Source organism: Stutzerimonas decontaminans, assembly GCF_000661915.1.
In the GTDB taxonomy this organism is placed as follows: Bacteria; Pseudomonadota; Gammaproteobacteria; order Pseudomonadales; family Pseudomonadaceae; genus Stutzerimonas; species Stutzerimonas decontaminans.
In genome coordinates, this window is the sequence record NZ_CP007509.1 from 1,719,982 (window position 1) to 1,741,242 (window position 21,261).

25 protein-coding genes are annotated in these 21,261 nt (G+C 61.1%); 23 read left to right on the forward strand and 2 right to left on the reverse strand.

The features are described from left to right. The first annotated feature begins 49 nt into the window (after positions 1-49). The 8 genes from UIB01_RS08075 to UIB01_RS08110 all read left to right on the forward strand — a co-directional run bounded on the left by UIB01_RS08075 (position 50) and on the right by UIB01_RS08110 (position 6,082). On the forward strand, positions 50-1,165 hold the full coding sequence (locus UIB01_RS08075; protein WP_038658667.1) for a protein-glutamate methylesterase/protein-glutamine glutaminase: 1,116 nt from the start codon (positions 50-52) through the stop codon (positions 1,163-1,165). Continuing rightward, entirely contained in the window at positions 1,165-1,905 is a 741-nt protein-coding gene (locus UIB01_RS08080; protein ID WP_038658669.1) for a flagellar motor protein, read from the forward strand. The genes UIB01_RS08075 and UIB01_RS08080 overlap by 1 nt, the downstream gene beginning before the upstream one ends. A 4-nt stretch (positions 1,906-1,909) precedes the next feature. Then, entirely contained in the window at positions 1,910-2,752 is an 843-nt protein-coding gene (gene motD / locus UIB01_RS08085) for a flagellar motor protein MotD (protein WP_038658672.1), read from the forward strand. An 88-nt stretch (positions 2,753-2,840) separates the two neighbouring features. Next, positions 2,841-3,629: a ParA family protein gene (locus UIB01_RS08090; RefSeq protein ID WP_038658675.1), complete on the forward strand. Its 789-nt coding sequence runs from the start codon at positions 2,841-2,843 to the stop codon at positions 3,627-3,629. 87 nt (positions 3,630-3,716) lie between these two features. Next, entirely contained in the window at positions 3,717-4,520 is an 804-nt protein-coding gene (locus UIB01_RS08095; RefSeq protein WP_038658678.1) for a CheW domain-containing protein, read from the forward strand. Between the two features lie 84 nt (positions 4,521-4,604). Next, positions 4,605-5,084 (forward strand): chemotaxis protein CheW, encoded by a 480-nt coding sequence (locus UIB01_RS08100; protein ID WP_038658681.1) that lies wholly within the window; start codon positions 4,605-4,607, stop codon positions 5,082-5,084. A 3-nt stretch (positions 5,085-5,087) separates the two neighbouring features. Further along, positions 5,088-5,501 (forward strand): DUF2802 domain-containing protein, encoded by a 414-nt coding sequence (locus UIB01_RS08105; RefSeq protein WP_038658683.1) that lies wholly within the window; start codon positions 5,088-5,090, stop codon positions 5,499-5,501. A gap of 134 nt (positions 5,502-5,635) precedes the next feature. Then, positions 5,636-6,082: a rhodanese-like domain-containing protein gene (locus tag UIB01_RS08110; protein ID WP_038658686.1), complete on the forward strand. Its 447-nt coding sequence runs from the start codon at positions 5,636-5,638 to the stop codon at positions 6,080-6,082. Here the strand turns inward: UIB01_RS08110 and UIB01_RS08115 are convergent. Beyond that, a complete protein-coding gene (locus UIB01_RS08115) occupies positions 6,063-6,392 on the reverse strand; it encodes an EscU/YscU/HrcU family type III secretion system export apparatus switch protein (protein ID WP_038658689.1) in 330 nt (109 codons plus the stop codon). The two genes, UIB01_RS08110 and UIB01_RS08115, sit on opposite strands and share 20 nt — an antisense overlap. Then, positions 6,389-7,915, reverse strand: a complete 1,527-nt coding sequence (fliK, locus tag UIB01_RS08120) for a flagellar hook-length control protein FliK (RefSeq protein ID WP_038658691.1) — start codon at positions 7,913-7,915, stop codon at positions 6,389-6,391. Before fliK ends, UIB01_RS08115 begins: the two co-directional genes overlap by 4 nt. Positions 7,916-8,050: 135 nt before the next feature. Here fliK and ccmA point away from each other — a divergent pair, with 135 nt between their 5' ends. The 15 genes from ccmA to UIB01_RS08190 all read left to right on the forward strand — a co-directional run bounded on the left by ccmA (position 8,051) and on the right by UIB01_RS08190 (position 21,257). After that, on the forward strand, positions 8,051-8,686 hold the full coding sequence (ccmA, locus tag UIB01_RS08125; RefSeq protein WP_038658695.1) for a cytochrome c biogenesis heme-transporting ATPase CcmA: 636 nt from the start codon (positions 8,051-8,053) through the stop codon (positions 8,684-8,686). Continuing rightward, complete coding sequence (gene ccmB, locus UIB01_RS08130; RefSeq protein WP_015276603.1) at positions 8,683-9,354, forward strand: heme exporter protein CcmB; 672 nt, start codon at positions 8,683-8,685, stop codon at positions 9,352-9,354. Before ccmA ends, ccmB begins: the two co-directional genes overlap by 4 nt. Before the next feature lie 92 nt (positions 9,355-9,446). Next, positions 9,447-10,202, forward strand: coding sequence for a heme ABC transporter permease (locus UIB01_RS08135; RefSeq protein WP_003299562.1), 756 nt, complete (start codon positions 9,447-9,449; stop codon positions 10,200-10,202). Further along, entirely contained in the window at positions 10,199-10,375 is a 177-nt protein-coding gene (gene ccmD / locus UIB01_RS08140; protein ID WP_003299561.1) for a heme exporter protein CcmD, read from the forward strand. Before UIB01_RS08135 ends, ccmD begins: the two co-directional genes overlap by 4 nt. Next, on the forward strand, positions 10,372-10,839 hold the full coding sequence (gene ccmE, locus UIB01_RS08145; protein WP_038658700.1) for a cytochrome c maturation protein CcmE: 468 nt from the start codon (positions 10,372-10,374) through the stop codon (positions 10,837-10,839). Before ccmD ends, ccmE begins: the two co-directional genes overlap by 4 nt. Next, positions 10,836-12,809 carry a heme lyase CcmF/NrfE family subunit gene (locus tag UIB01_RS08150; RefSeq protein WP_038658703.1) on the forward strand — a complete coding sequence of 658 codons (1,974 nt, stop codon included), beginning with the start codon at positions 10,836-10,838 and terminating at the stop codon, positions 12,807-12,809. Before ccmE ends, UIB01_RS08150 begins: the two co-directional genes overlap by 4 nt. Before the next feature lies 1 nt (position 12,810). Then, a complete protein-coding gene (locus UIB01_RS08155) occupies positions 12,811-13,341 on the forward strand; it encodes a DsbE family thiol:disulfide interchange protein (protein ID WP_038658707.1) in 531 nt (176 codons plus the stop codon). Beyond that, positions 13,338-13,811: a cytochrome c-type biogenesis protein gene (locus UIB01_RS08160; protein ID WP_038658710.1), complete on the forward strand. Its 474-nt coding sequence runs from the start codon at positions 13,338-13,340 to the stop codon at positions 13,809-13,811. Before UIB01_RS08155 ends, UIB01_RS08160 begins: the two co-directional genes overlap by 4 nt. Further along, a complete protein-coding gene (gene ccmI / locus UIB01_RS08165) occupies positions 13,808-15,019 on the forward strand; it encodes a c-type cytochrome biogenesis protein CcmI (protein ID WP_038658713.1) in 1,212 nt (403 codons plus the stop codon). Before UIB01_RS08160 ends, ccmI begins: the two co-directional genes overlap by 4 nt. A 17-nt stretch (positions 15,020-15,036) precedes the next feature. Beyond that, positions 15,037-15,477, forward strand: a complete 441-nt coding sequence (locus UIB01_RS23400; protein WP_080695061.1) for a hypothetical protein — start codon at positions 15,037-15,039, stop codon at positions 15,475-15,477. A gap of 154 nt (positions 15,478-15,631) precedes the next feature. After that, positions 15,632-15,928, forward strand: a complete 297-nt coding sequence (gene fliT / locus UIB01_RS08170; RefSeq protein ID WP_038658716.1) for a flagellar protein FliT — start codon at positions 15,632-15,634, stop codon at positions 15,926-15,928. A 380-nt stretch (positions 15,929-16,308) separates the two neighbouring features. Next, positions 16,309-17,778, forward strand: a complete 1,470-nt coding sequence (locus tag UIB01_RS08175; protein WP_038658718.1) for a sigma-54 dependent transcriptional regulator — start codon at positions 16,309-16,311, stop codon at positions 17,776-17,778. Between the two features lie 173 nt (positions 17,779-17,951). Continuing rightward, positions 17,952-19,139, forward strand: coding sequence for a sensor histidine kinase (locus UIB01_RS08180; RefSeq protein ID WP_038658721.1), 1,188 nt, complete (start codon positions 17,952-17,954; stop codon positions 19,137-19,139). Positions 19,140-19,144: 5 nt separating this feature from the next. Continuing rightward, positions 19,145-20,536, forward strand: coding sequence for a sigma-54-dependent transcriptional regulator (locus tag UIB01_RS08185; protein ID WP_038665538.1), 1,392 nt, complete (start codon positions 19,145-19,147; stop codon positions 20,534-20,536). Between the two features lie 61 nt (positions 20,537-20,597). Next, the gene (locus UIB01_RS08190; RefSeq protein ID WP_038658724.1) at positions 20,598-21,257 is read left to right on the forward strand and encodes a thiopurine S-methyltransferase; all 660 of its coding nucleotides are present in this window, start codon (positions 20,598-20,600) and stop codon (positions 21,255-21,257) included. Positions 21,258-21,261: the final 4 nt, after the last annotated feature.

Consider the following 21,261-nt stretch of genomic DNA (forward strand, 5'->3'; position numbering starts at 1 on the left):
GCAGCGCCGCCCGCCCGCAGGTGGGGGCGCTTGCCGCTAGGAGTGATGTATGGCAGTCAAGGTCCTGGTCGTCGACGATTCCGGCTTCTTTCGCCGGCGTGTCTCGGAAATCCTATCCTCTGATCCTAATATTCAGGTCGTCGGTACCGCCACCAACGGTCGGGAGGCAATCGATCAGGTGCTGGCGCTGAAACCGGACGTCATCACCATGGATTACGAGATGCCGATGATGGACGGCATCACGGCCGTGCGGCAGATCATGCAGCGTTGCCCGACGCCAGTGCTGATGTTCTCCTCGCTGACGCACGAAGGCGCGCGAGTGACCCTCGATGCGCTGGATGCTGGCGCGGTCGACTATTTGCCGAAGAACTTCGAAGATATTTCGCGTAACCCGGACAAGGTCAAGCAACTGCTCTGCGAGAAGGTGCACACCGTTTCGCGCAGTAACCGTCGCTACAGCACGTTCTGTACTTCCAGCGCAGGTACCGCACCGGCATCGTCGCGTGGAGCTGCGTCGACGTTGGCTACGACGGCGCCGCGGACTGGCGGTACAGCGTCAGCGCCCGCTACGCCAGCAGCCCGCTCGCCTGCACCCAAGCGCAAGGCCTACAAGCTGGTCGCCATCGGTACCTCGACCGGCGGGCCCGTAGCGCTGCAGCGCGTACTTACCCAGTTGCCGGCCAATTTTCCGGCGCCTATCGTGCTTATCCAGCACATGCCCGCCGCGTTTACCAAGGCCTTCGCTGACCGTCTGGACAAGCTCTGTCGTATTCGCGTCAAGGAAGCCGAAGACGGCGACGTGCTGCGCCCTGGGCTCGCGTTGCTGGCCCCGGGTGGCAAGCAGATGATGATCGACTCGCGCGGTGCGGTGCGCATCCTGCCGGGCGATGATCGCCTCAACTATAAGCCTTGTGTCGATGTGACCTTCGGCTCGGCGGCCAAATCATTTCATGACAAGGTACTCGCCGTAGTGTTGACCGGCATGGGCGCCGATGGTCGCGAAGGGGCGCGGTTGCTCAAACAGAGCGGTAGCCAGGTGTGGGCGCAGGATGAAGCCAGCTGCGTGATCTATGGCATGCCGATGGCAGTGGTCAAGGCTAACCTGAGCGACGCGGTTTACGGGCTGGACGACATCGGCCGCAACCTTGCTGAGGCGTGCATCTGATGGATGTACTCAGCCTTATCGGGCTGTTGCTGGCGTTCGTTGCCATCGTCGGAGGCAACTTTCTCGAGGGCGGCCACATCTCGGCTCTGCTCAACGGGCCTGCGGCATTGATCGTACTTGGCGGCACCTTGGGCGCCGTGTTGCTGCAAACCCCCATCGCCGTATTCATGCGGGCGATGAGTATCGGCCGCTGGATTTTCTTTCCGCCGCGCATCGATCTCGCGCGCGGCATCCTGATGGTCACTTCCTGGAGCAATACCGCGCGCAAGGAGGGGTTGCTCGGCCTCGAGCCGGTCGCCGAGACGGAACCTGACCCCTATGCGCGCAAGGGCCTGCAGTTGCTGGTCGATGGCGCTGAACCGGAAGTGATCCGCAGCATCCTCGAGGTCGATCTGTATACCCAGGAAGGCCGCGATCTACGCGCCGCTAAGGTCTACGAAAGCATGGGTGGCTACTCGCCTACCATCGGCATCATCGGTGCGGTCATGGGGCTGATCCACGTGATGGGCAACCTCGCAGATCCTAGCCAGCTGGGTAGCGGTATCGCCGTGGCGTTCGTCGCAACCATCTATGGCGTTGCGTTCGCCAACCTGCTGGTGCTGCCGGTCGGTAACAAGCTAAAGAGTGTAGTCCAGCGTCAGACCGCCTATCGCGAGATGCTGCTCGAAGGTGTTCTTTCCATCGCCGAGGGCGAAAATCCCCGCTCGATTGAGATGAAGCTGCAAGGCTTCATGGACTGACCCCATGGCCAGACGCAGAGCGCCGGAAGAGCACGAGAATCACGAGCGGTGGTTGGTCTCCTACGCCGACTTCATCACCCTGCTGTTTGCCTTCTTCGTGGTGATGTACTCGATCTCCTCGATCAACGAGGGCAAGTACAAGATCCTTTCGGACTCCCTGGTTGGCGTGTTCAATCAGGTCGATCGCTCGGTCAAGCCCATCCCGATCGGCGAGGAACGACCGCGTACCACCGAGCCGGACGTATCGCAGGTCGACGATCCATCCGCCCAATCGGTACTGAGCGGAGAGCCAGTGTTCGACCCGCTGGAGCGTATTGCGCAGAGCATGCGTGAGACCTTCGGTGAGCTGATCGCCAACGAGCAGCTGACGGTACGCGGCAACGAGCTGTGGATCGAAATCGAACTCAACTCCAGCCTGCTGTTTCCCAGTGGTGATGCGCTACCTAACGATCACGCATTTGCGCTCATCGAGAAGGTGGCCGGGATTCTGGCTCCTTTCGATAACCCGATTCATGTCGAGGGGTTTACCGACAATCTTCCCATCAGCACCGACAAGTTTCCGACCAATTGGGAGCTGTCTGCTGCGCGTGCCGGCAGTGTAGTGCGAATGCTCGCGGCGCAGGGCGTACATCCATCGAGGCTGGCAGCGGTCGGCTATGGCGAGTTCCAGCCCGTGGCCGATAACGCGACCGCCGAGGGGCGGGCGCGCAATCGTCGGGTGATTCTGGTGGTGTCGCGCAATCTCGACGTGCGCCGTAGCGTCAGTGGCACAGGCAGCGGCAATGCGCGTCCCGACGATGCGTTGCGTCGTGCTGGCACACAATCTGCACCGGCTCGGGCCATGTAGGCGTCGGTAGGCGCAATCGTCAAAACACCGTCGTGTTACCCCTGGTGGGTGATGCAATGCCGGTCAGCAGCGAACCGGGTGGAAGAACATGAGAGTCTGGGCTGTAGCCAATCAAAAAGGTGGAGTGGGCAAGACCACGACGTCGATCGCCCTGGCGGGCTTGCTAGCCGCTTCCGGCAAGCGCGTCGTCGTGCTGGATTTGGATCCGCACGGCTCGATGACCAGCTACTTCGGTCACGATCCGGATAACCTCGAACACAGTGTCTTCGATCTGTTCCAGCATCAGGGCACAGTGCCTGACGGCCTGCCCTGGCAACTGCTGCTGGCCACCAGCCATGAGCGTATTTCGCTGATGCCCTCAAGTACCGTGCTGGCGACGCTGGAGCGTCAGTCGCCCGGGCAGAACGGCCTGGGTCTGGTCATTGCCAAGAGTTTGTCGCAGCTGTGGCAGGATTTCGATTACGCGATCATCGACAGCCCGCCATTGCTTGGTGTGCTGATGGTCAATGCGCTGGCTGCCAGTCAGCAGCTGGTCATCCCAGTGCAGACTGAGTTCCTGGCGATGAAGGGCCTCGAACGGATGGTCAGTACGCTGGCGATGATCAATCGGTCGCGCAAGCAGGCGCTGCCTTACACCATTGTCCCGACGCTGTTCGATCGCCGTACCCAGGCCTCGATGAATACGCTGAAGGTGCTGCGTGCCGGTTACGCTGACCACCTGTGGCCGGCGTTCATACCAATCGACACGCGCCTGCGCGACGCCAGCCGAGCCGGCCTCACGCCTTCGCAGTTCGATCCTGCTAGCCGTGCGGTGCTTGCGTACCGGGCGTTGCTCAAGCACCTGCTGGCGACGCAAGCGTCACCGCAGGTGGCATGAAATGCCGTGCCGCTCGGCGCCTGAAGGCTCAAGTTTGTCGCGCAGGTGGCCGATAGCCTCTTCAGATTCTCTTCTCGAGTTCGTTCCATGAGCCGCACCGTCCTTACAGAAACCCGTTCCCAGCTGGCGCTGCAGTCCTATCTCGATGGCTTGTTGCAGGACGCTGCCATCGAGTTGGCGGATTCGGTCAGTCAGGATGAGTTTCAGGCCGCGGTGCTCGAGGAGCAGCTGCGCGACACACGGCAGAATCAGCCGCCTCGGCTGGAGATAGTCCAGCCGGTGCCGTCCGTGAGCGTTCCTGCTGAGGTGCCGTCGCCGCCGGCGCCGGTGCTTAACCCTGAGCCGGTCGTCGAGCTGCAAATTACGCCGCCGCCGAGCGAGCCGGTCAGCGTGGCCTCTGAGACTCATCCAGGTTGGGGTGATGAGCCCTTCGAATGTCTGTTGTTCGACGTTGCCGGGTTGACACTGGCGGTGCCGCTGGTATGCCTGGGCTCGATCTATCCACTAGCCGGTCAGGAACTCACGCCGCTATTCGGCCAGCCTGATTGGTTTCTTGGCATACTGCCCAGCCAGGCAGGCAATCTGAAGGTGCTCGACACTGCGCGCTGGGTGATGCCTGATCGTTACCGCGACGATTTCCGTGAAGGGTTGCAGTACGTTATTTCGGTTCAAGGCTATGAGTGGGGGCTGGCGGTGCATCAGGTCAGTCGCTCTATTCGCCTCGACCCGAGTGAGGTCAAGTGGCGCACGCAACGCAGTCAGCGCCCGTGGTTGGCCGGCACGGTAATCGAACACATGTGCGCGTTGGTCGATGTGACTGCGCTCGCCGAGTTGATCGCCAGTGGAGCGGTCAAGCAGATGCCGGGCGCAGTGACGCCGCGGCCGCACTGAATACACTAAAAATGACGGTCGCGCCCTGGGCGCGACCCAGCGATAGAATCGACCGCCATAGCGGTAACTGAAGAAGGTGGGACTATGAAGATGACGTCTGCGCAGGGTTCCGATGATCCTGTTCTGCAATGGGTGACCTTCCGTCTGGACAACGAGACGTATGGCATCAACGTAATGCAGGTGCAGGAGGTGTTGCGCTACACCGAGATAGCTCCGGTGCCAGGCGCGCCGAGCTACGTGTTGGGGATCATCAATCTGCGCGGCAACGTTGTGACGGTGATCGACACCCGTCAGCGCTTTGGCCTCGATACTGCGCCAGTGTCCGACAATACCCGTATCGTGATCATCGAGGCGGATCGTCAGGTCGTCGGCATCATGGTCGATAGCGTTGCCGAAGTTGTCTACCTTCGCCAATCCGAGATCGAAACCGCGCCCAACGTCGGCAATGATGAATCGGCCAAGTTCATCCAGGGTGTTTGCAACAAGAACGGCGAGCTGCTGATTCTGGTCGAACTCGACAAGATGATGAGCGAAGAAGAGTGGGCCGAGCTTGAGAGCATCTGACAGATGCTGATTGCGTCTCTGGTCGCATCGCTGGTTGCGCTGGCCTTCTGTTGTCTGGGGCTGCTGGGCTTCTGCCTGTGGCTGCTCAGACGACAGCGTCTATTGGCAGAGCAACAGCAGCAGCGTGATGCGAGCAGGGACAAACGAATCAAAGAGCTGAGCGGCCGTCTGGATGCCTATCTGGAAGGCAACTTGCGCATGGGCGACGAGCTCCGTGAGCTGGGCCGTCTGGTCGCGCCCTTGCCAGACAAGCTCACCCAGCTGGAACAACGCGATCCCAACAATTTTGCTCTGTCACAGGCCGCGAAGCTGGTTGGTATGGGGGCCAGCATCGACGATCTGACGCAAACCTGTGGCCTTTCCCAGTCCGAAGCCGAGCTGATGAGCAAGTTGCATCAGAATCGCCAGAAGCCCTGAGCGGCCGAAAACCTTGTTTTGGGCTGTCTTCCGTCAGCCTGCCGGAACCTCCTGACCTGCACCCATTCCAAACCTCATCGGCTTGGCTTTGCCGGGCTTGTCCAGGTCTCGGCTTCGGGACGAGGAGGGCAGTGATGCGGCGCATACTGGTTCTGCTGTTGTTTTTCGTGGTTTCGCCTGCGGTCGTACAGGCTGCGGAAGCACCGGAAGACGTCGAAGGGGCGATGACCGTCAACGTATTCCAGGCCAAGCGATTGCATGAGTTGGGTGCGGTGTTTATCGATGTGCGCAACGACCGGGAATGGTTATGGGGGCACGTCGAAGGTGCCGTGCATTTCGACCTCGCTAGCGACTTCATCAATCTGGCGGCGCAGGAGTGGCCTCGCCAATTGCCTTTGGTGATCTATTGCGACAGCGAGATCTGCCCACGAAGCGCAGAAGCCGCTCGCATGGCCGTTGCTTGGGGCTACAAGCAGGTCTTCTATTTCCGCTCGGGCTACTTCGCCTGGCAGCTGCATGATTTCCCACAGGTCACCGGCGAAGATCGCGCAGGTGCAACGCTCAATGCTCAGGCCCACTGAGCAAAGGCAGCGTTCCTGATGGCTCATGGTTTGATGCCTGAAAGCCAGGTGGGCACTTGCCCTTTAGATACCAGGCGAAGGCGATGATCTCGGCGATGGTCCGATACAGCGCTTCGGGAATCTCATCGCCTAGCTCCAGTCTTGCCAGCAGCCTGACCAGATCGGCGTTTTCGTAGATTGGCACTTCGTGTTCGCGAGCGACTGCGAGGATTGCTTCGGCCAGCTCATCATCGCCTTTGGCGCTCAGGCTCGGCGCATTGACGCCGTCGTAGCTGAGCGCGATGGCTTGGCGCGATTGTTTGTCGGTCATGCTTTTTCGTCCACGAAGCGTTGTTCGAGCGTAGTGCTTGGTCCCTGCGGCGGAGTGCCCTGTCGGCAGGACAGTTCGCCGACGTTCAGTCCCGCCGCCTGCAATCGTCCACGTAGATGGGTCAGCTCAGCGGCGACCAGTTGCGCCGTAGCGCCACGTTCGGCCCAGAGCTGGCTGGACAGGGTGCCGCGGGTCAGTTGCGCCTGGACCTGCAGCGGACCGAGGGGCGCGACATCGAACGCAAGTTCGATCTTCCAGAGCGGCTCGCCGCGTTCCTTTTCCTGCCTTTTAGGCTGCTCTTCGCGCTGCAGTTTGATTTGCAGCGGCACGATGTCGCGTTGATCGCGCATCGGAAGCTCCAGCTGCCAGGTAGTGAGCAGTGCTCCGTCGGGTCCGACCTGCGTCTGCGCCAAGCTGGACAGCTGATGGGTCTGGAGCCGCGACACGGCAGCAGCTGCAAGCTTGAGCAGCATTTCAAGGTCCGCCTCTTCATCAAGGCCCGGGGGCAGCCTGGTGGGCAACGGAAACCCGATTGCGAGCTGGCGCGCGTTACTTTGCGCCAGCGAACCCAGTGCCTGGCGAGCGAACGCGGGTAGTGCCTGGCCAAGCGCGCCTGTCTGAGCGCTGGCGAGCGGGGTACTGCCCGGAAGGTTGGGCATCTGGGCGAGCAGCCGGAGCAGGCCGGCCTTCAGGTCGCCCTGCAGCCCTTCGGTCTGCCCGGCGAGGAGGCGTGCCTCAAGGAACACGCCGCTTCTGGCCAGCGCTGCCGCGACCGCCTTGGCGTCGCCTAGCTGCTGCATTTCCGGTATCAGTCCCAGCAGCTTCTCGGCGGCGCCGCGCAGCCCCTCGGGTAGCGCAGCGGTCCCACCCTGCAATGCCTTGAACAGGCCTTCCAGCGATGCCTGGCGATTCTGCTGGGCGCCTAGCTGTTCGCCGAGGTGCAGCTGATCGAGGCGCCCACTCAGCGGGAGAAACGCCAGCGATTGGCCGTCCTTGACCTGCGCCGTCAGCAGGCTGCCGAGTGTGAGCGGGTTGGTCGACTCGATATTCAGCTTTTGTCCGGTCACAGAAGCGTTGAGCAGGCTGATAACCGCTTTGAAGATCTTCTGCCCGTCCTCAGTCTGCTGTTGACTGGTAGCGACTACCCGGCCCTGAATGACGCTGCCGGGTGGCAGTTGTTGAAGGTCGATCATCGATACCGGCTGGCGCCCGGCCGGTTGTGCGGAAGCCAGCAGGCGGGTGTCCGACAGCGCGGTGATAACATATGCGGTACCGAGGGCGGGGGCTTTGTTGCTGCTGACCTCGACGGTGGCCTGGCGCCCACTGCCCATGGTCAGGCGCAACACCAGCCGAAACGCCTGCGCCGCCTCCCTGATGCTGACTACTTCGGCTTCCGCATTTTCGCCCGCCGCGAGCAGGCCCTGCATTGGTTGCAGCAGCTTGAGCGCAAGGTCGCTGGCCGCTATCGGCTGGCGTGGCGCGCTGGTCGGTGGCAGAGCAGTGGTACTCTTGATCTCGGTCATCTTTCCTCAAATGCTCTTACAACCTTTCGCGTTTGCGGCCCTCGGCACCAAGGGTTGCCATGTATAATTCCGCCCGCCTGGCCATGCTCCAAGAGTATAGCGGCCACGCCTTTTTCATCTTGAGGTGTCGCTAGCGTGTCAACTCCCTTCCTCGAAGCTGTAGCGCTCGCTTGCGAGCGGGATTGGCGCCTGCTGTTCGACAAGCTCGATCTGCGCCTTGAGAGCGGCGAGATGTTGCAGATTTCTGGGCCCAACGGCAGCGGCAAGACCAGTCTCCTGCGTTTGCTCTGCGGACTGATGCAACCAACTGCTGGCGAAGTATTACTCAACGGACAGTCACTCAATCTCCAGCGTGGCGAACTGGCGCGCAACCTGTTGTGGATCGGCCACGCCGCCGGAATCAAGGGTTTGCTGACGGCAGAAGAGAATCTCACCTGGCTCTGTGCATTGCATCAGCCGACCAGTCGCGAAGCCATATGGCACGCGCTCGCCGAAGTTGGACTGCGCGGTTTCGAAGACGTCCCGTGCCACACGCTCTCTGCCGGACAGCAGCGTCGCGTGGGTCTTGCGCGCCTTTATCTCTCGCCACCGCCGTTGTGGATTCTCGACGAACCCTTTACTGCCCTCGACAAGCATGGCGTGGCGCAGTTGGAGAAACATCTGGCAACGCACTGCGAGCAGGGCGGCCTGGTCGTGCTGACCACTCACCACAGTCTGACGGAAAAGCCTGCCGGCTATCGTGAGCTGGATCTGGGACTACGGGCCGCATGAGCAGCGTATTCACATTGTTGTTGGCACGTGAGACGCGGCTATTGTTCCGCCGCCCGGCCGAGTTGGCCAACCCGCTGGTGTTCTTTGCCATCGTCATTGCGTTGTTCCCTTTGGCGGTTGGGCCGGAAACGCAACTTCTGCAAACCATTTCACCTGGCTTGGTCTGGGTCGCGGCGTTGCTGGCGGTGTTGCTTTCGTTGGACGGCCTGTTTCGCAGCGATTTCGAGGATGGCTCGCTTGAGCAGTGGGTCGTTTCGCCGCACCCTCTCGCGCTCCTCGTCCTCGCCAAAGTGCTGGCACACTGGGCATTTTCAGGACTGGCGCTGGTCCTGCTGGCGCCACTTTTGGGCTTGATGTTGGGGCTGCCGCTTGGGACCATTCCGGTGCTGCTGATTTCGCTGTTGCTCGGTACGCCGATCCTGAGTCTTCTCGGTGCGGTTGGTGCGGCGCTGACAGTAGGGCTCAAGCGCGGCGGGCTGCTACTGGCATTGCTCATTCTGCCTCTTTACATCCCGGTATTGATTCTCGGCAGCGGCGCGCTGCAAGCGGCGCTGCAGGGCCTGCCGGCAGTCGGGCATCTGCTCTGGCTGGCCAGCCTGACTGCGCTGGCCGTTACCCTTACACCTTTTGCGATAGCTGCCGGGCTGAAGATCAGCGTCGGCGAATAGCGACATACCCAGATGGCCGGCGCTCACGCCCGGTCGATGTAACGAATCTTGGGGCCTGCATTGAAAGGTCTCGCTGGACGACGAGTCATCCGATGAACTGGACATGGTTTCACAAGCTGGGCTCACCCAAATGGTTCTACGAGATCAGCGGCCGCTGGCTGCCCTGGCTGGCCTGGGCAGCTGTGTTGCTGGTCAGCGTCGGTGTGGTCTGGGGGCTGGCGTTCGCGCCCGAGGATTACCAGCAGGGCAACAGTTTCCGGATCATCTATATCCACGTGCCAGCTGCGTTTCTCGCTCAGTCGATCTACGTGATGCTCGCAGTGGCGGGCGTGGTTGGGCTCGTCTGGAAGATGAAACTGGCGGATGTGGCTCTGCAGCAGGCTGCACCCATCGGCGCCTGGATGACCTTCATCGCCCTGCTGACCGGCGCGGTCTGGGGCAAGCCGACATGGGGCGCCTGGTGGGTATGGGACGCGCGGCTGACCTCGATGCTTATCCTGCTGTTTCTGTACTTCGGCATCATTGCGCTCGGACAGGCAATCAGCAATCGTGACAGCGCGGCCAAGGCGTGCGCTGTGCTGGCCATCGTCGGAGTGGTGAACATCCCGATCATCAAGTATTCGGTGGAGTGGTGGAACACGCTGCACCAGCCGGCGACATTTACCGTCACCGAGAAACCGGCAATGCCAGTGGAAATGTGGCTGCCGCTGCTGGTGATGGTGATTGGCTTCTACTGCTTCTTTACCGTGGTGCTGCTGATGCGCATGCGCCTGGAAGTGCTGCGCCGCGAATCGCGCGCCAGCTGGGTGAAGAACGAGGTCAAGGCTCTGGTAGGAAACAACTCGTGAACTTTTCGTCCTTCGCCGATTTCATCGCCATGGGCAATCATGGCGTGTACGTCTGGACCTCTTACGGCATCAGCCTGGCTGTCCTGATTCTCAACGTCGCGTTGCCCGTGCTGGCTCGTCGGCGTTACCTGCAAGATGAGGCGCGTCGTTTGCGCCGGGAGGAGTCGAAGTGAATCCGGTGCGCAAGAAGCGTCTTTTCATCGTCCTGGCGATTCTCGCTGGTGTCGGTATCGCCGTGGCGCTGGCGTTGTCCGCTCTGCAGCAGAACATCAACCTGTTCTACACGCCGACCCAGATCGCAGCGGGGGAAGCCCCAGAGGGCACCCGGATTCGCGCCGGAGGCCTGGTCGAAGAGGGCTCGGTGAAGCGTACCAACGACTCGCTCAGCGTCGCTTTCCGTGTCACTGACGGTGCCCAGGCGATCACCATCACCTACCAGGGAATTCTCCCGGACCTGTTCCGCGAAGGGCAGGGCATCGTCGCGCTGGGGAGGGTCAACGCTGACGGTGTGCTGGTGGCTGACGAAGTGCTGGCCAAGCACGACGAGAACTACATGCCACCAGAGGTCACTCAGGCGCTGGAGAAGAGCGGCATGATGAAGCACTACGAAGGTGGCAAGCAGGAGTACGCGAAATGATTCCCGAGCTTGGCCATCTGGCGATGATCCTCGCGCTGTGCCTGGCTGTGGTCCAGGCCACGCTCCCACTGATCGGTGCCTGGCGCGGCGATCGGCAATGGATGGGGCTGGCGCAACCGGCGGCCTGGGGACAGTTCGCCTTTCTCGGCTTCTCCTTCGCCTGCCTGACCTATGCCTTCATGGTCGATGACTTTTCTGTCGCCTATGTAGCCCATAACTCCAACAGTGCTCTGCCCTGGTATTACAAGTTCAGTGCCGTCTGGGGTGCGCATGAAGGTTCCTTGTTGCTCTGGGCCTTCATCCTGGCCGGCTGGACCTTCGCCGTGGCGATCTTTTCCCGTCAGCTGCCGGAAGACATGCTGGCGCGAGTGCTCGGCGTGATGGGCTTGATCAGCATTGGTTTCCTGTTGTTCCTTATCGTCACCTCGAACCCCTTCGAGCGGCTGCTTCCGCAGGTGCCAATGGATGGACGTGACCTTAATCCATTGCTGCAGGATTTCGGTTTGATCGTCCACCCGCCCATGCTTTACATGGGGTACGTGGGCTTCTCGGTGGCGTTCGCTTTCGCAATTGCTGCGTTGCTCGGCGGTCGCCTGGACGCCGCCTGGGCGCGCTGGTCGCGCCCGTGGACACTCGTTGCCTGGGCCTTCCTCGGCCTGGGTATTGCGCTGGGCTCCTGGTGGGCCTACTACGAGCTCGGCTGGGGTGGTTGGTGGTTCTGGGACCCGGTGGAAAACGCCTCCTTCATGCCCTGGCTGGTCGGCACGGCGCTGATTCATTCGCTTGCGGTGACCGAGAAGCGCGGCGTGTTCAAGAGCTGGACCGTGTTGCTGGCAATCGCGGCGTTCTCGCTGAGCCTGCTGGGTACCTTCCTGGTCCGCTCCGGGGTACTCACGTCGGTGCACGCGTTTGCTACCGACCCCGAACGCGGCGTGTTCATTCTGGTGTTCCTGCTGATGGTCGTTGGTGGCTCGCTGACGCTGTTCGCTCTGCGCGCTCCGGTGGTCAAGAGCCAGGTTGGCTTCGGTCTCTGGTCGCGCGAAACCCTGCTGCTGGTCAACAACCTGCTGCTCGTCGTCGCGACGGCCATGATTCTGCTCGGCACGCTCTATCCGCTGCTGCTGGATGCATTGTCCGGTGCCAAGCTTTCCGTCGGGCCTCCGTACTTCAATGCCATGTTCGTACCGCTGATTGGCGCGCTGATGGTGACGCTGGGCGTTGGCATCCTGGTCCGCTGGAAGGACACACCGCTTAAGTGGCTGCTCGGCATGCTTACGCCGGTGTTGATCACCAGCGTAGTACTCGGCGGCCTCGGCTCCTTGCTGTTCGGCGACTTCAATTGGGCAGTGCTCGCGGTGTCGCTGTTGGCGGCCTGGGTTGTGATAGCCGGCATTCGTGATCTGCTGGACAAGACGCGCCACAAGGGCTTGTTCAAGGGTATGCGAAGTCTGGCACCCAGCTACTGGGGCATGCATCTGGCGCACCTCGGGTTGGCGGTCTGCGCGATCGGCGTGGTACTCACCAGCCACCAAAGCGCCGAGCGGGATCTTCGTCTGGCGCCTGGCGAATCGCTGTCCCTGGGGGGCTATGAGTTTGTCTTCGAGGGCGCCGTACATCACGAAGGACCGAACTTCACTTCGGACAAGGCGACCATTCGCGTGCTCGACGGGAACAAGCAGATCGCCACGCTGCACCCGGAAAAGCGCCTGTACACCGTGCAACAGATGCCGATGACCGAGGCGGGTATTGATGCCGGATTCACCCGCGACCTCTATGTCGCGCTGGGTGAGCCGCTGGGTGATGGGGCGTGGGCAGTGCGCGTTCACATCAAACCCTTCGTTCGCTGGATCTGGCTCGGAGCGCTGATGATGGGGCTTGGCGGTGTGCTGGCGGCGAGTGATCGTCGTTATCGAGTCAAGGTCAAGACCCGCGTGCGTGAAGCGCTGGGCATGGCCGCACAAGGAGCCTGATGTGAAAAGATTGCTGATGTTGCTGCCGCTGGTGATTTTCCTGGTGGTTGCAGTGTTCCTTTATCGCGGCCTGTTTCTCGATCCTTCCGAGCTGCCTTCGGCACTGATCGGCAAGCCGCTCCCCGAGTTTTCGTTGCCTTCGGTGGAAGACGAGCAGCGCGTCATCACCGCTGCTGACCTCAAGGGCAAGCCGGCGCTGGTCAACGTGTGGGCAACCTGGTGCGTCGCCTGCAAGGTCGAACATCCGGTGTTGAACCGCCTGGCTGCCCAAGGCGTGGTTATTCATGGGGTCAATTACAAGGACGACAATGCCGCGGCGCTGAAGTGGCTGAACGAATTTCATGACCCTTATCAACTGAACATTCGCGACGAGCGCGGTAGCCTCGGCCTGGACCTGGGCGTCTATGGCGCACCCGAGACGTTTCTGATCGACAAGCAGGGCATCATTCGACACAAATTTGTTGGGGTGATCGACGATCGTGTTTGGCGCGAACAGCTGGCAGCGCTCTATCAGGAGCTGGTGGACGAATGAAACGACTGATCCATGGCGCGCTGCTTGGTCTTTTTCTGGCCACGACGGCCCAGGCCGCGATTGATACCTACGAATTCAGGGATGAGGCCGAGCGCGAGCGCTATCGCACCCTGACTGAAGAACTGCGCTGCCCCAAGTGCCAGAATCAGAACATTGCCGACTCCAATGCGCCGATCGCCATGGACCTGCGCCAGGAAATCTTCCGCATGCTGGAGGAGGGCCGAAGCAACGACCAGATCGTCGACTATCTGGTCGATCGCTATGGCGACTTCGTCCGTTACAACCCGCCGGTAAACGCGAAGACCTTGTTGCTCTGGTATGGGCCAGCTGGATTGCTGGTGCTGGGTTTCGGCGTGTTGACCGTCATCTTGGTGCGCCGCCGTCGAGTCGAGAAGGCTCCTGCAGCGAACACTCTTTCCGAGACCGAGCGCGAACGTCTCGCCCAGCTTCTGGATAAAAAAGACTCATGACCGATTTTTGGATAGCCGCTGGCGCTTTGCTGCTGGTGGCATTGGCTTTCCTGCTGGTACCTATTCTTCACGGCCGTCGTGCCCAAGCCGAAGAAGACCGTACCGCGCTGAATGTCGCTCTGTACGAAGAACGTCTGGGCGAGCTCGTAGCTCAGCACGGTGCCGGAACCTTGAGTGACGAACAGCTGGATGCTGGCCGTGCGGACGCGGCGCGCGAGCTCCTGGAGGATACCGAGGGCAGCGACAGGCCAAGAATTGCCAAGCTGGGCCGCAGCGTGCCGCTGATCGCCGCGGTGCTGGTGCCGTTGGTGGGCTATGGGCTCTACGCGCACTGGGGCTCCATAGACAAAGTACAGATGGCTCGCCAGTTTTCGGAGCAGCCGCGCACCGTTGAAGAAATGACAGCGCATTTGGAACAGGCTGTACAGGAACAGCCGGAATCGGCTGAAGCCTGGTATTTCCTGGGCCGCACTTACATGAATCAGGAGCGGCCAGGTGATGCAGCCAAGGCGTTCGCGCGCGTTGTGGAAATCGCCGGCCGCCAGCCTGAGCTCCTTGGCCAGTGGGCCCAGGCGCTGTACTTCGCGCGTGACCGGCAGTGGTCCGAGCAGTTGCAAGCGCTGACTGACGAAGCGCTGCAGGGCGATCCGCAGGAGCTGACTAGCCTTGGTCTGCTCGGTATTGCCGCGTTCGAGGAGTCGCGTTATCAGGATGCGGTACGTTTCTGGGAGCAGCTGGTCGCGGCGCTCCCCGAGCAAGACCCTTCGCGTGAAGCTATCCGTGGCGGTATCGAACGTGCCCGGCAGCAGATCGATGGCGAGCCCGCAGCCGAGCAAGGTCAGGCGGCTAGCGACGCGGCAGGGGCCACGCTGCAGATCCAGGTAGCGTTGGACCCGACAGTAGCCGCGGCCGTATCACCACAGGATGCGGTGTTCGTTTTCGTTCGGGCAGTATCAGGGCCGCCGGTTCCGCTAGCGGCCAAGCGTCTGGTAATCGCCGATCTGCCTGCGACCATTACGCTTGGCGACGCCGACGCGATGGTTCCATCAATGAAGATATCCAGTGTCGAGCAGGTCATGGTGATGGCGCGAGTCTCGCGATCCGGTGATGCAACAAAAGGGGAATGGATGGGTCAAAGCGAAGCGCTCGACACAGAGGGTGAGCACAGCCCCGTGCGCCTGGTGATTGACCGCGCCGAGGCTCCCTGATTGCTCATGAGGTGTAGATGAACAGGTTACCGGCAGCACCCCCGCTTACGCTTGTGCGATTTGGTCAGCGGGCTATGCTGCTCGGATTGACGCTGTTGCTCGGCGCCTGTGCAGGCACTCCCTATGATTCCGCACCGCAGGGGCCAGTGCCCGCACCGACCCCGCGCACGCCCGAGCCAAGCGGCCCGGTGATCGCCCCTCCACCTATTAAGGCGCCGCCTGCTCCGCGGGCTCCAGCTACCCAGCGAAGCCACCCTCGTTACGCCCCTCCACCGCATGTTGCGGCGCACTGGGACAATCGCTTGGGGGTCTACGTCGTTGAAGGTCGCGATCTCTTCTATCGGGAGCGACTGTACTACCGGTGGGACGGCGATTGGTTTTGTGCCGGACGTCCAGAAGGCCCTTGGGAACCAGTTGCACCCCCCAGCGTGCCTCCAGGGTTGCGTGATCGCTACTGATGGGATGGCTGGTCGCAGTGGCAGGACAACTTTTAGCGCTTCAGCCTAAAGGCCACTCGGCGATTGCCGATAACTAACTAGCACCGTTGCTTCGCAATGTTCCCAGCTGGTTCGGCCCACGCCGCCTCATCGGGCTTATGCCCCGGAGTCGATCATGAATGCTTCCGTCAAGCGCCTCGAAGAAACCGGCACCGCTCTGCGCGATGCGCTGAATCATCAGGACTGGGCCGCAATAGGCATGCTCGATCGCGAATGCCGTAATGCGGTGGAGGAGGCGATGCGAGCCCACGAGCGCGATAGCAGCATGGTCCGTCAGCGTCTGCAGGAACTGCTTGATCTCTATGGGGAGTTGGTGATGACCTGTCAGATCGAGCAGGCGCGAGTCGCAGGCGAACTGCGTCAGCTAAGCCAATCCCAACAAGGCGCCAAGGTCTACCAGCTGTTCGCTTGACGCTTGCCAACTACCTAACCAGGCAGCTATTTCCATATCGTCGTCCGAGCAACGGGCGCGCTCAAGCTCCTGGTTTTATCATTACAAAGTATGTGTCATTAGGTCGCTATCAAACCGTTGGTCAGCGATTACGTGGTACTTATTGCGCCTTAAATAGCGGCTATAGCTGCCATCGTGCGTCGAACCTGCCTACGTCAACGCTGCGATATCGCACAGGGTGTTGATTTTAAGCTCGTTCTTTGGTCGCTAATTCACGCCATAAATTTGACTCAGTTCATTTTTTCATTAATCTACGCCCATCTGCCATGAGTGTGATCGCCGTTCTTCCATGGATGCGAGCGCAGGCTTTCTTTCAGCCTCTATAGAGCCCTATAAACAAGATGTGGCGTGAAACCAAGATTTTGTTGATAGATGATGATCACGACCGCCGCCGCGACTTGGCAGTCATTCTGAATTTTCTCAGTGAAGATCATTTGGCTTGCTCCAGCAGCGAGTGGCAGGGCGCTGTCGCCGGTCTGGAATCCAGCCGCGTCGTCAATGGCGTTATGCTGGGTGATGTGTCCTCCAAAGGCGGAGCCGTCGAACTGATCAAGCAGATGGGCAAATGGGATGAAAATGTCCCACTGATGCTCATCGGCGAGCCAGCCCATGCCGACTGGCCGGACGATGTTCGCCGTCGAGTGCTCACCAGCCTGGAAATGCCGCCTAGCTATAACAAGCTGCTCGACTCCCTGCATCGCGCTCAGATTTATCGTGAAATGTACGATCAGGCCAAGTCCCGGGGTCGACAGCGCGAGCCCAATCTCTTTCGTAGCCTGGTCGGTACCAGTCGAGCGGTACAGCATGTCCGGCAGATGATGGAGCAGGTCGCTGATACGGAGGCTAGCGTACTGATTCTTGGCGAATCCGGTACCGGCAAGGAAGTGGTCGCGCGAAATCTGCACTATCACTCGAAGCGGCGTCAGGGGCCCTTCGTGCCCGTCAACTGCGGGGCAATCCCGGCGGAGTTGCTGGAAAGCGAGCTCTTCGGCCACGAGAAGGGCGCCTTTACCGGGGCCATCACTGCACGTGCAGGCCGCTTCGAGCTTGCAGAAGGCGGCACGCTTTTTCTCGATGAAATCGGCGATATGCCGCTGCCCATGCAGGTCAAGCTGCTGCGGGTTTTGCAGGAGCGCACCTTCGAGCGAGTCGGCAGCAACCGCACGCAGAATGCCGATGTCCGTATCATCGCGGCGACGCATAAAGATTTGGAGAAGATGATCGAGGAGGGGACCTTCCGCGAGGATCTCTACTACCGCTTGAATGTCTTCCCAATCGAGATGGCGCCACTACGGGAGCGTGTCGAAGATATTCCGCTGCTGATGAACGAGCTGATCTCGCGAATGGAGCATGAAAAGCGCGGCTCTATCCGATTCAATTCAGCGGCAATCATGTCGCTGTGTCGGCACGATTGGCCGGGCAACGTCCGCGAGCTGGCGAATCTGGTGGAGCGCATGGCGATCATGCATCCCTATGGGGTCATCGGTGTGATGGAGCTGCCGAAGAAATTCCGCCACGTCGATGACGACGACGAGCAATACGCAACAAGCCTGCACGATGAAATGGAAGAGCGTGCAGCAATTAGCGCGCCCATGGTCGTACCCGAAGCGCAGGCGATGCTGCCGACCGAAGGGCTGGACCTCAAGGAGTACCTCGGCAATCTGGAGCAGGGCCTTATTCATCAGGCTCTTGAAGACGCAGGCGGCGTGGTGGCTCGGGCCGCGGAACGGCTAAGGATTCGGCGGACCACGCTGGTCGAGAAAATGCGTAAGTACGGTATGAATCGTCGCGACGACGATATGGGCGACTAGCACGCTGCTAGGCGATTCTAAAAATGCGTTTCAAAAAAGGCCACCTGGATCAGGTGGCCTTTTTCGTTTTGGCCTGGTCGTGTCGATGACGGGCGCTGGGAAGTGCTGAGTGGTGGGCACGAAGATTGCTGGTCCCCGTCAACCGACTTTCTTTTGACAGGCGCAAGCGACCCGTGAATTCCGTCACCAAGCCATCCGAGAGTTCACTCGATGCCCCAGATGTGCTGGCGCTGACTCGATCACTCGAGCTCTTTCGCCAGGTCTCCGGGCAGCTCGGTGAATCCGAAGAGCTGTTGCAGGTACGCGTCGCCGAGCTCAAGGGGCAACTTGCCGAGGCCGGCGAGCTTCGACGACAGGAGCTGGAGGAGAAAGAGCGTCTCGCGCAGCGATTGCAGAGCGTTCTCGACCTGCTGCCAGGTGGCGTCATCGTGATCGATGGGCAGGGTGTGGTGCGCGATGCGAACCCTGTTGGTCTTGAGCTGTTGGGCGAGCCACTCGTGGGGCACCCCTGGCGCGAGGTGATTGGCCGCTGTTTTGCGCCGCGGCGGGACGACGGGCACGAGATCTCGCTACGCAATGGTCGCCGCCTATCGATCGCTACGCGCTCGCTTGCCGGGGAACCTGGTCAGCTGGTGCTGCTCACCGACCTTACCGAGACCCGTCGCCTCCAGGATCAGCTGGCGCGCCATGAACGGCTGTCGTCGCTAGGGCGAATGGTGGCTTCGCTTGCCCACCAGATTCGCACGCCGCTGTCCACCGCGTTGCTATATGCCAGTCACCTCGAACAGGGTGGCCTGAGCGAACAGCAACAGCAGCGCTTCGCCGGTAGCCTCAAGGCTCGCCTGCATGAACTGGAGCATCAGGTCCGTGACATGCTGATCTTCGCCCGCGGTGATCTGCCGCTGAACGACCGACTGAGTCCGGTTGCGCTGTTGTCGGCGCTGCGTTCGGCCGGCGAGCCACGTCTGCAGGGCGTCAGCGTGCGCTGGCAGTGTGACGTGCAGGGGGTGGAGGTGTTGTGCAATCGCGATACGTTGGTCGGGGCATTGCTCAATCTCATCGAGAATGCGCTACAAGCGAGCGTTGGGGGCCCGCGTCTGAAGGTGCACCTGTATCGCCGCGAAGAAACGTTGCGGATCTGCATAAGCGACCGCGGTAGAGGCATTGATGCCGAAACGCTGGGACGGTTGGGGGAGCCATTTTTTACTACCCGAACTACGGGAACCGGCCTCGGGCTGGCAGTGGCCAAGGCCGTTGCCAGAGCCCATCAAGGTGATCTGCAGTTGCAATCGCGGCCCGGGCGCGGGACCTGTGCGCTGATGAGCCTGCCGCTGATTCCAGCCACTCACAAACCGGGATGACCTGTATGACTGCCACGATACTGCTGGTCGAAGACGATCACGCCTTGCGCGAAGCCCTCGGTATCACGCTGCAGCTGGGTGGCTACGAGTACCGTGGCGTCGATTGCGCTGAAGCGGCCTTGTGTGCGCTGCAGGAAGAGCCATTTGGCATGATCATCAGTGACGTGAACATGCCTGGCATGGACGGCCACGAGCTGCTTGCGCTGGTACGGCAACGCTACCCACAGGTGCCTGTGCTGCTGATGACTGCCTTTGGTGCTGTAACGAGGGCGGTGGACGCGATGCGCTTGGGCGCTGTCGATTATCTGGTCAAGCCATTCGAGCCAGGTACTTTGCTTGAACTGTTGGGGCGGCACGTGAACGGCACTATTGGTACCTCCGAGGCGGAAGGGCCGGTGGCGCTTGAGCCATCCAGCCAACAATTGCTGAGTCTTGCTCGGCGGGTGGCGCAAAGTGACTCGACAGTGCTGATCTCCGGTGAGTCCGGCACGGGCAAGGAGGTGCTGGCGCGCTATATCCACCAGCAGTCGCCTAGATACGGCAAGCCATTCATCGCCATCAATTGTGCTGCGATTCCGGACAACATGCTCGAGGCGACCCTGTTCGGGCACGAAAAAGGCGCTTTCACTGGCGCGATCGCCAGCCGGCCGGGCAAGTTCGAACAGGCCGATGGCGGCACCTTGTTGCTCGACGAAATATCCGAGATGCCGCTGGGTCTGCAGGCGAAGCTGCTGCGCGTGCTGCAGGAGCGCGAGGTGGAGCGAGTCGGTGGCCGGCGACCTATTGCTCTGGATATTCGCGTGCTCGCCACCACCAACCGTGACCTCGCCGGTGAGGTTGCGGCAGGTCGCTTCCGTGAGGATCTCTATTACCGGCTGTCAGTCTTCCCCCTGGCATGGTCGCCGCTGCGGCAGCGCCCGGCGGATGTTTTGCCACTGGCCGAGCGCCTGTTGGCCAGCCATGCACGGAAGATGCGCCAGGCCCCTGCGCGGCTCTCGGCTGAGGCGCAGCGCTGCCTGGTCGAGTATGCGTGGCCAGGAAACGTGCGCGAACTGGACAATGCGATACAGCGGGCCTTGATTCTGCAGCAGGGCGGAGTGATCCAGCCTCAGGACCTTTGCCTAGCGGGCCTGGATGGTGTCGCGAGCATGCCGGTCGGGTCCAGCGTGGCGCAGCCGTGTGAGGAGCCTGCCTCGGAGAGCGGAGCGGGTTCGGCCTTGGGCGATGATCTACGTCGTCGTGAGTTCCAGCTGATCATCGATACCTTGCGTGCCGAGCGCGGGCGCCGCAAGGAGACGGCTGATCGGCTGGGAATCAGCGCGCGCACGCTGCGCTACAAACTGGCACAGATGCGCGATGCTGGAGTGGATGTCGAAGCATCGCTCTACGCGAGCTGACCGCGCTTCGCTCAACGTCGCTCTGATAAGCTGCCGCCAACCTCATGATGGAGAATTCCAGGTGCATAAAGACTTCTGGCAGGAGCGCTGGGCTCGCAACGAGATCGGTTTTCACCTTGACGATGTTCATCCTGGATTGCGCCGTCACTGGTCGCGACTTGCTCTATCCGAGGGTGCGACGGTGCTGGTGCCGCTGTGTGGCAAGAGCCTGGATATGGTTTGGCTTGCCGGGCAAGGGTTTAAGGTCGTGGGGGTGGAGCTGAGCGAGAAGGCCGTCCAAACGTTCTTTTCGGAGCAGCAGCTCGAAGCTGAAGTATCCCAGAGCGGGCCGTTCAGGATTTATCGCTCCGGTGCGTTGGAAATTCGTTGCGGAGATTTTTTCGCGCTTAGCGCGGCCGATGTCGTCGGGTGCCGGGCTGTCTACGACCGCGCTGCGCTGATCGCACTGCCCCCGCCGATGCGTCAGCGCTATGCGGCGCTTCTGTCGGCCATCCTGCCGACCGGTTGTCAGCAGCTATTGGTCACCTTGGACTATGACCAGGCGGAGATGGACGGCCCGCCCTTCGCCGTGAGTCGCGGCGAAGTGAGCGATCTGTATGCCTCTGAATGGAACGTGGAGCTGCTGGAAGCCAAGGAGGTACTGCAGCGTAATCCCAAGATGCGCGAGCGCGGCCTGACGCGCCTCGAGGAGCACTTCCATTGGCTACAACGGCGGGTATGACCCG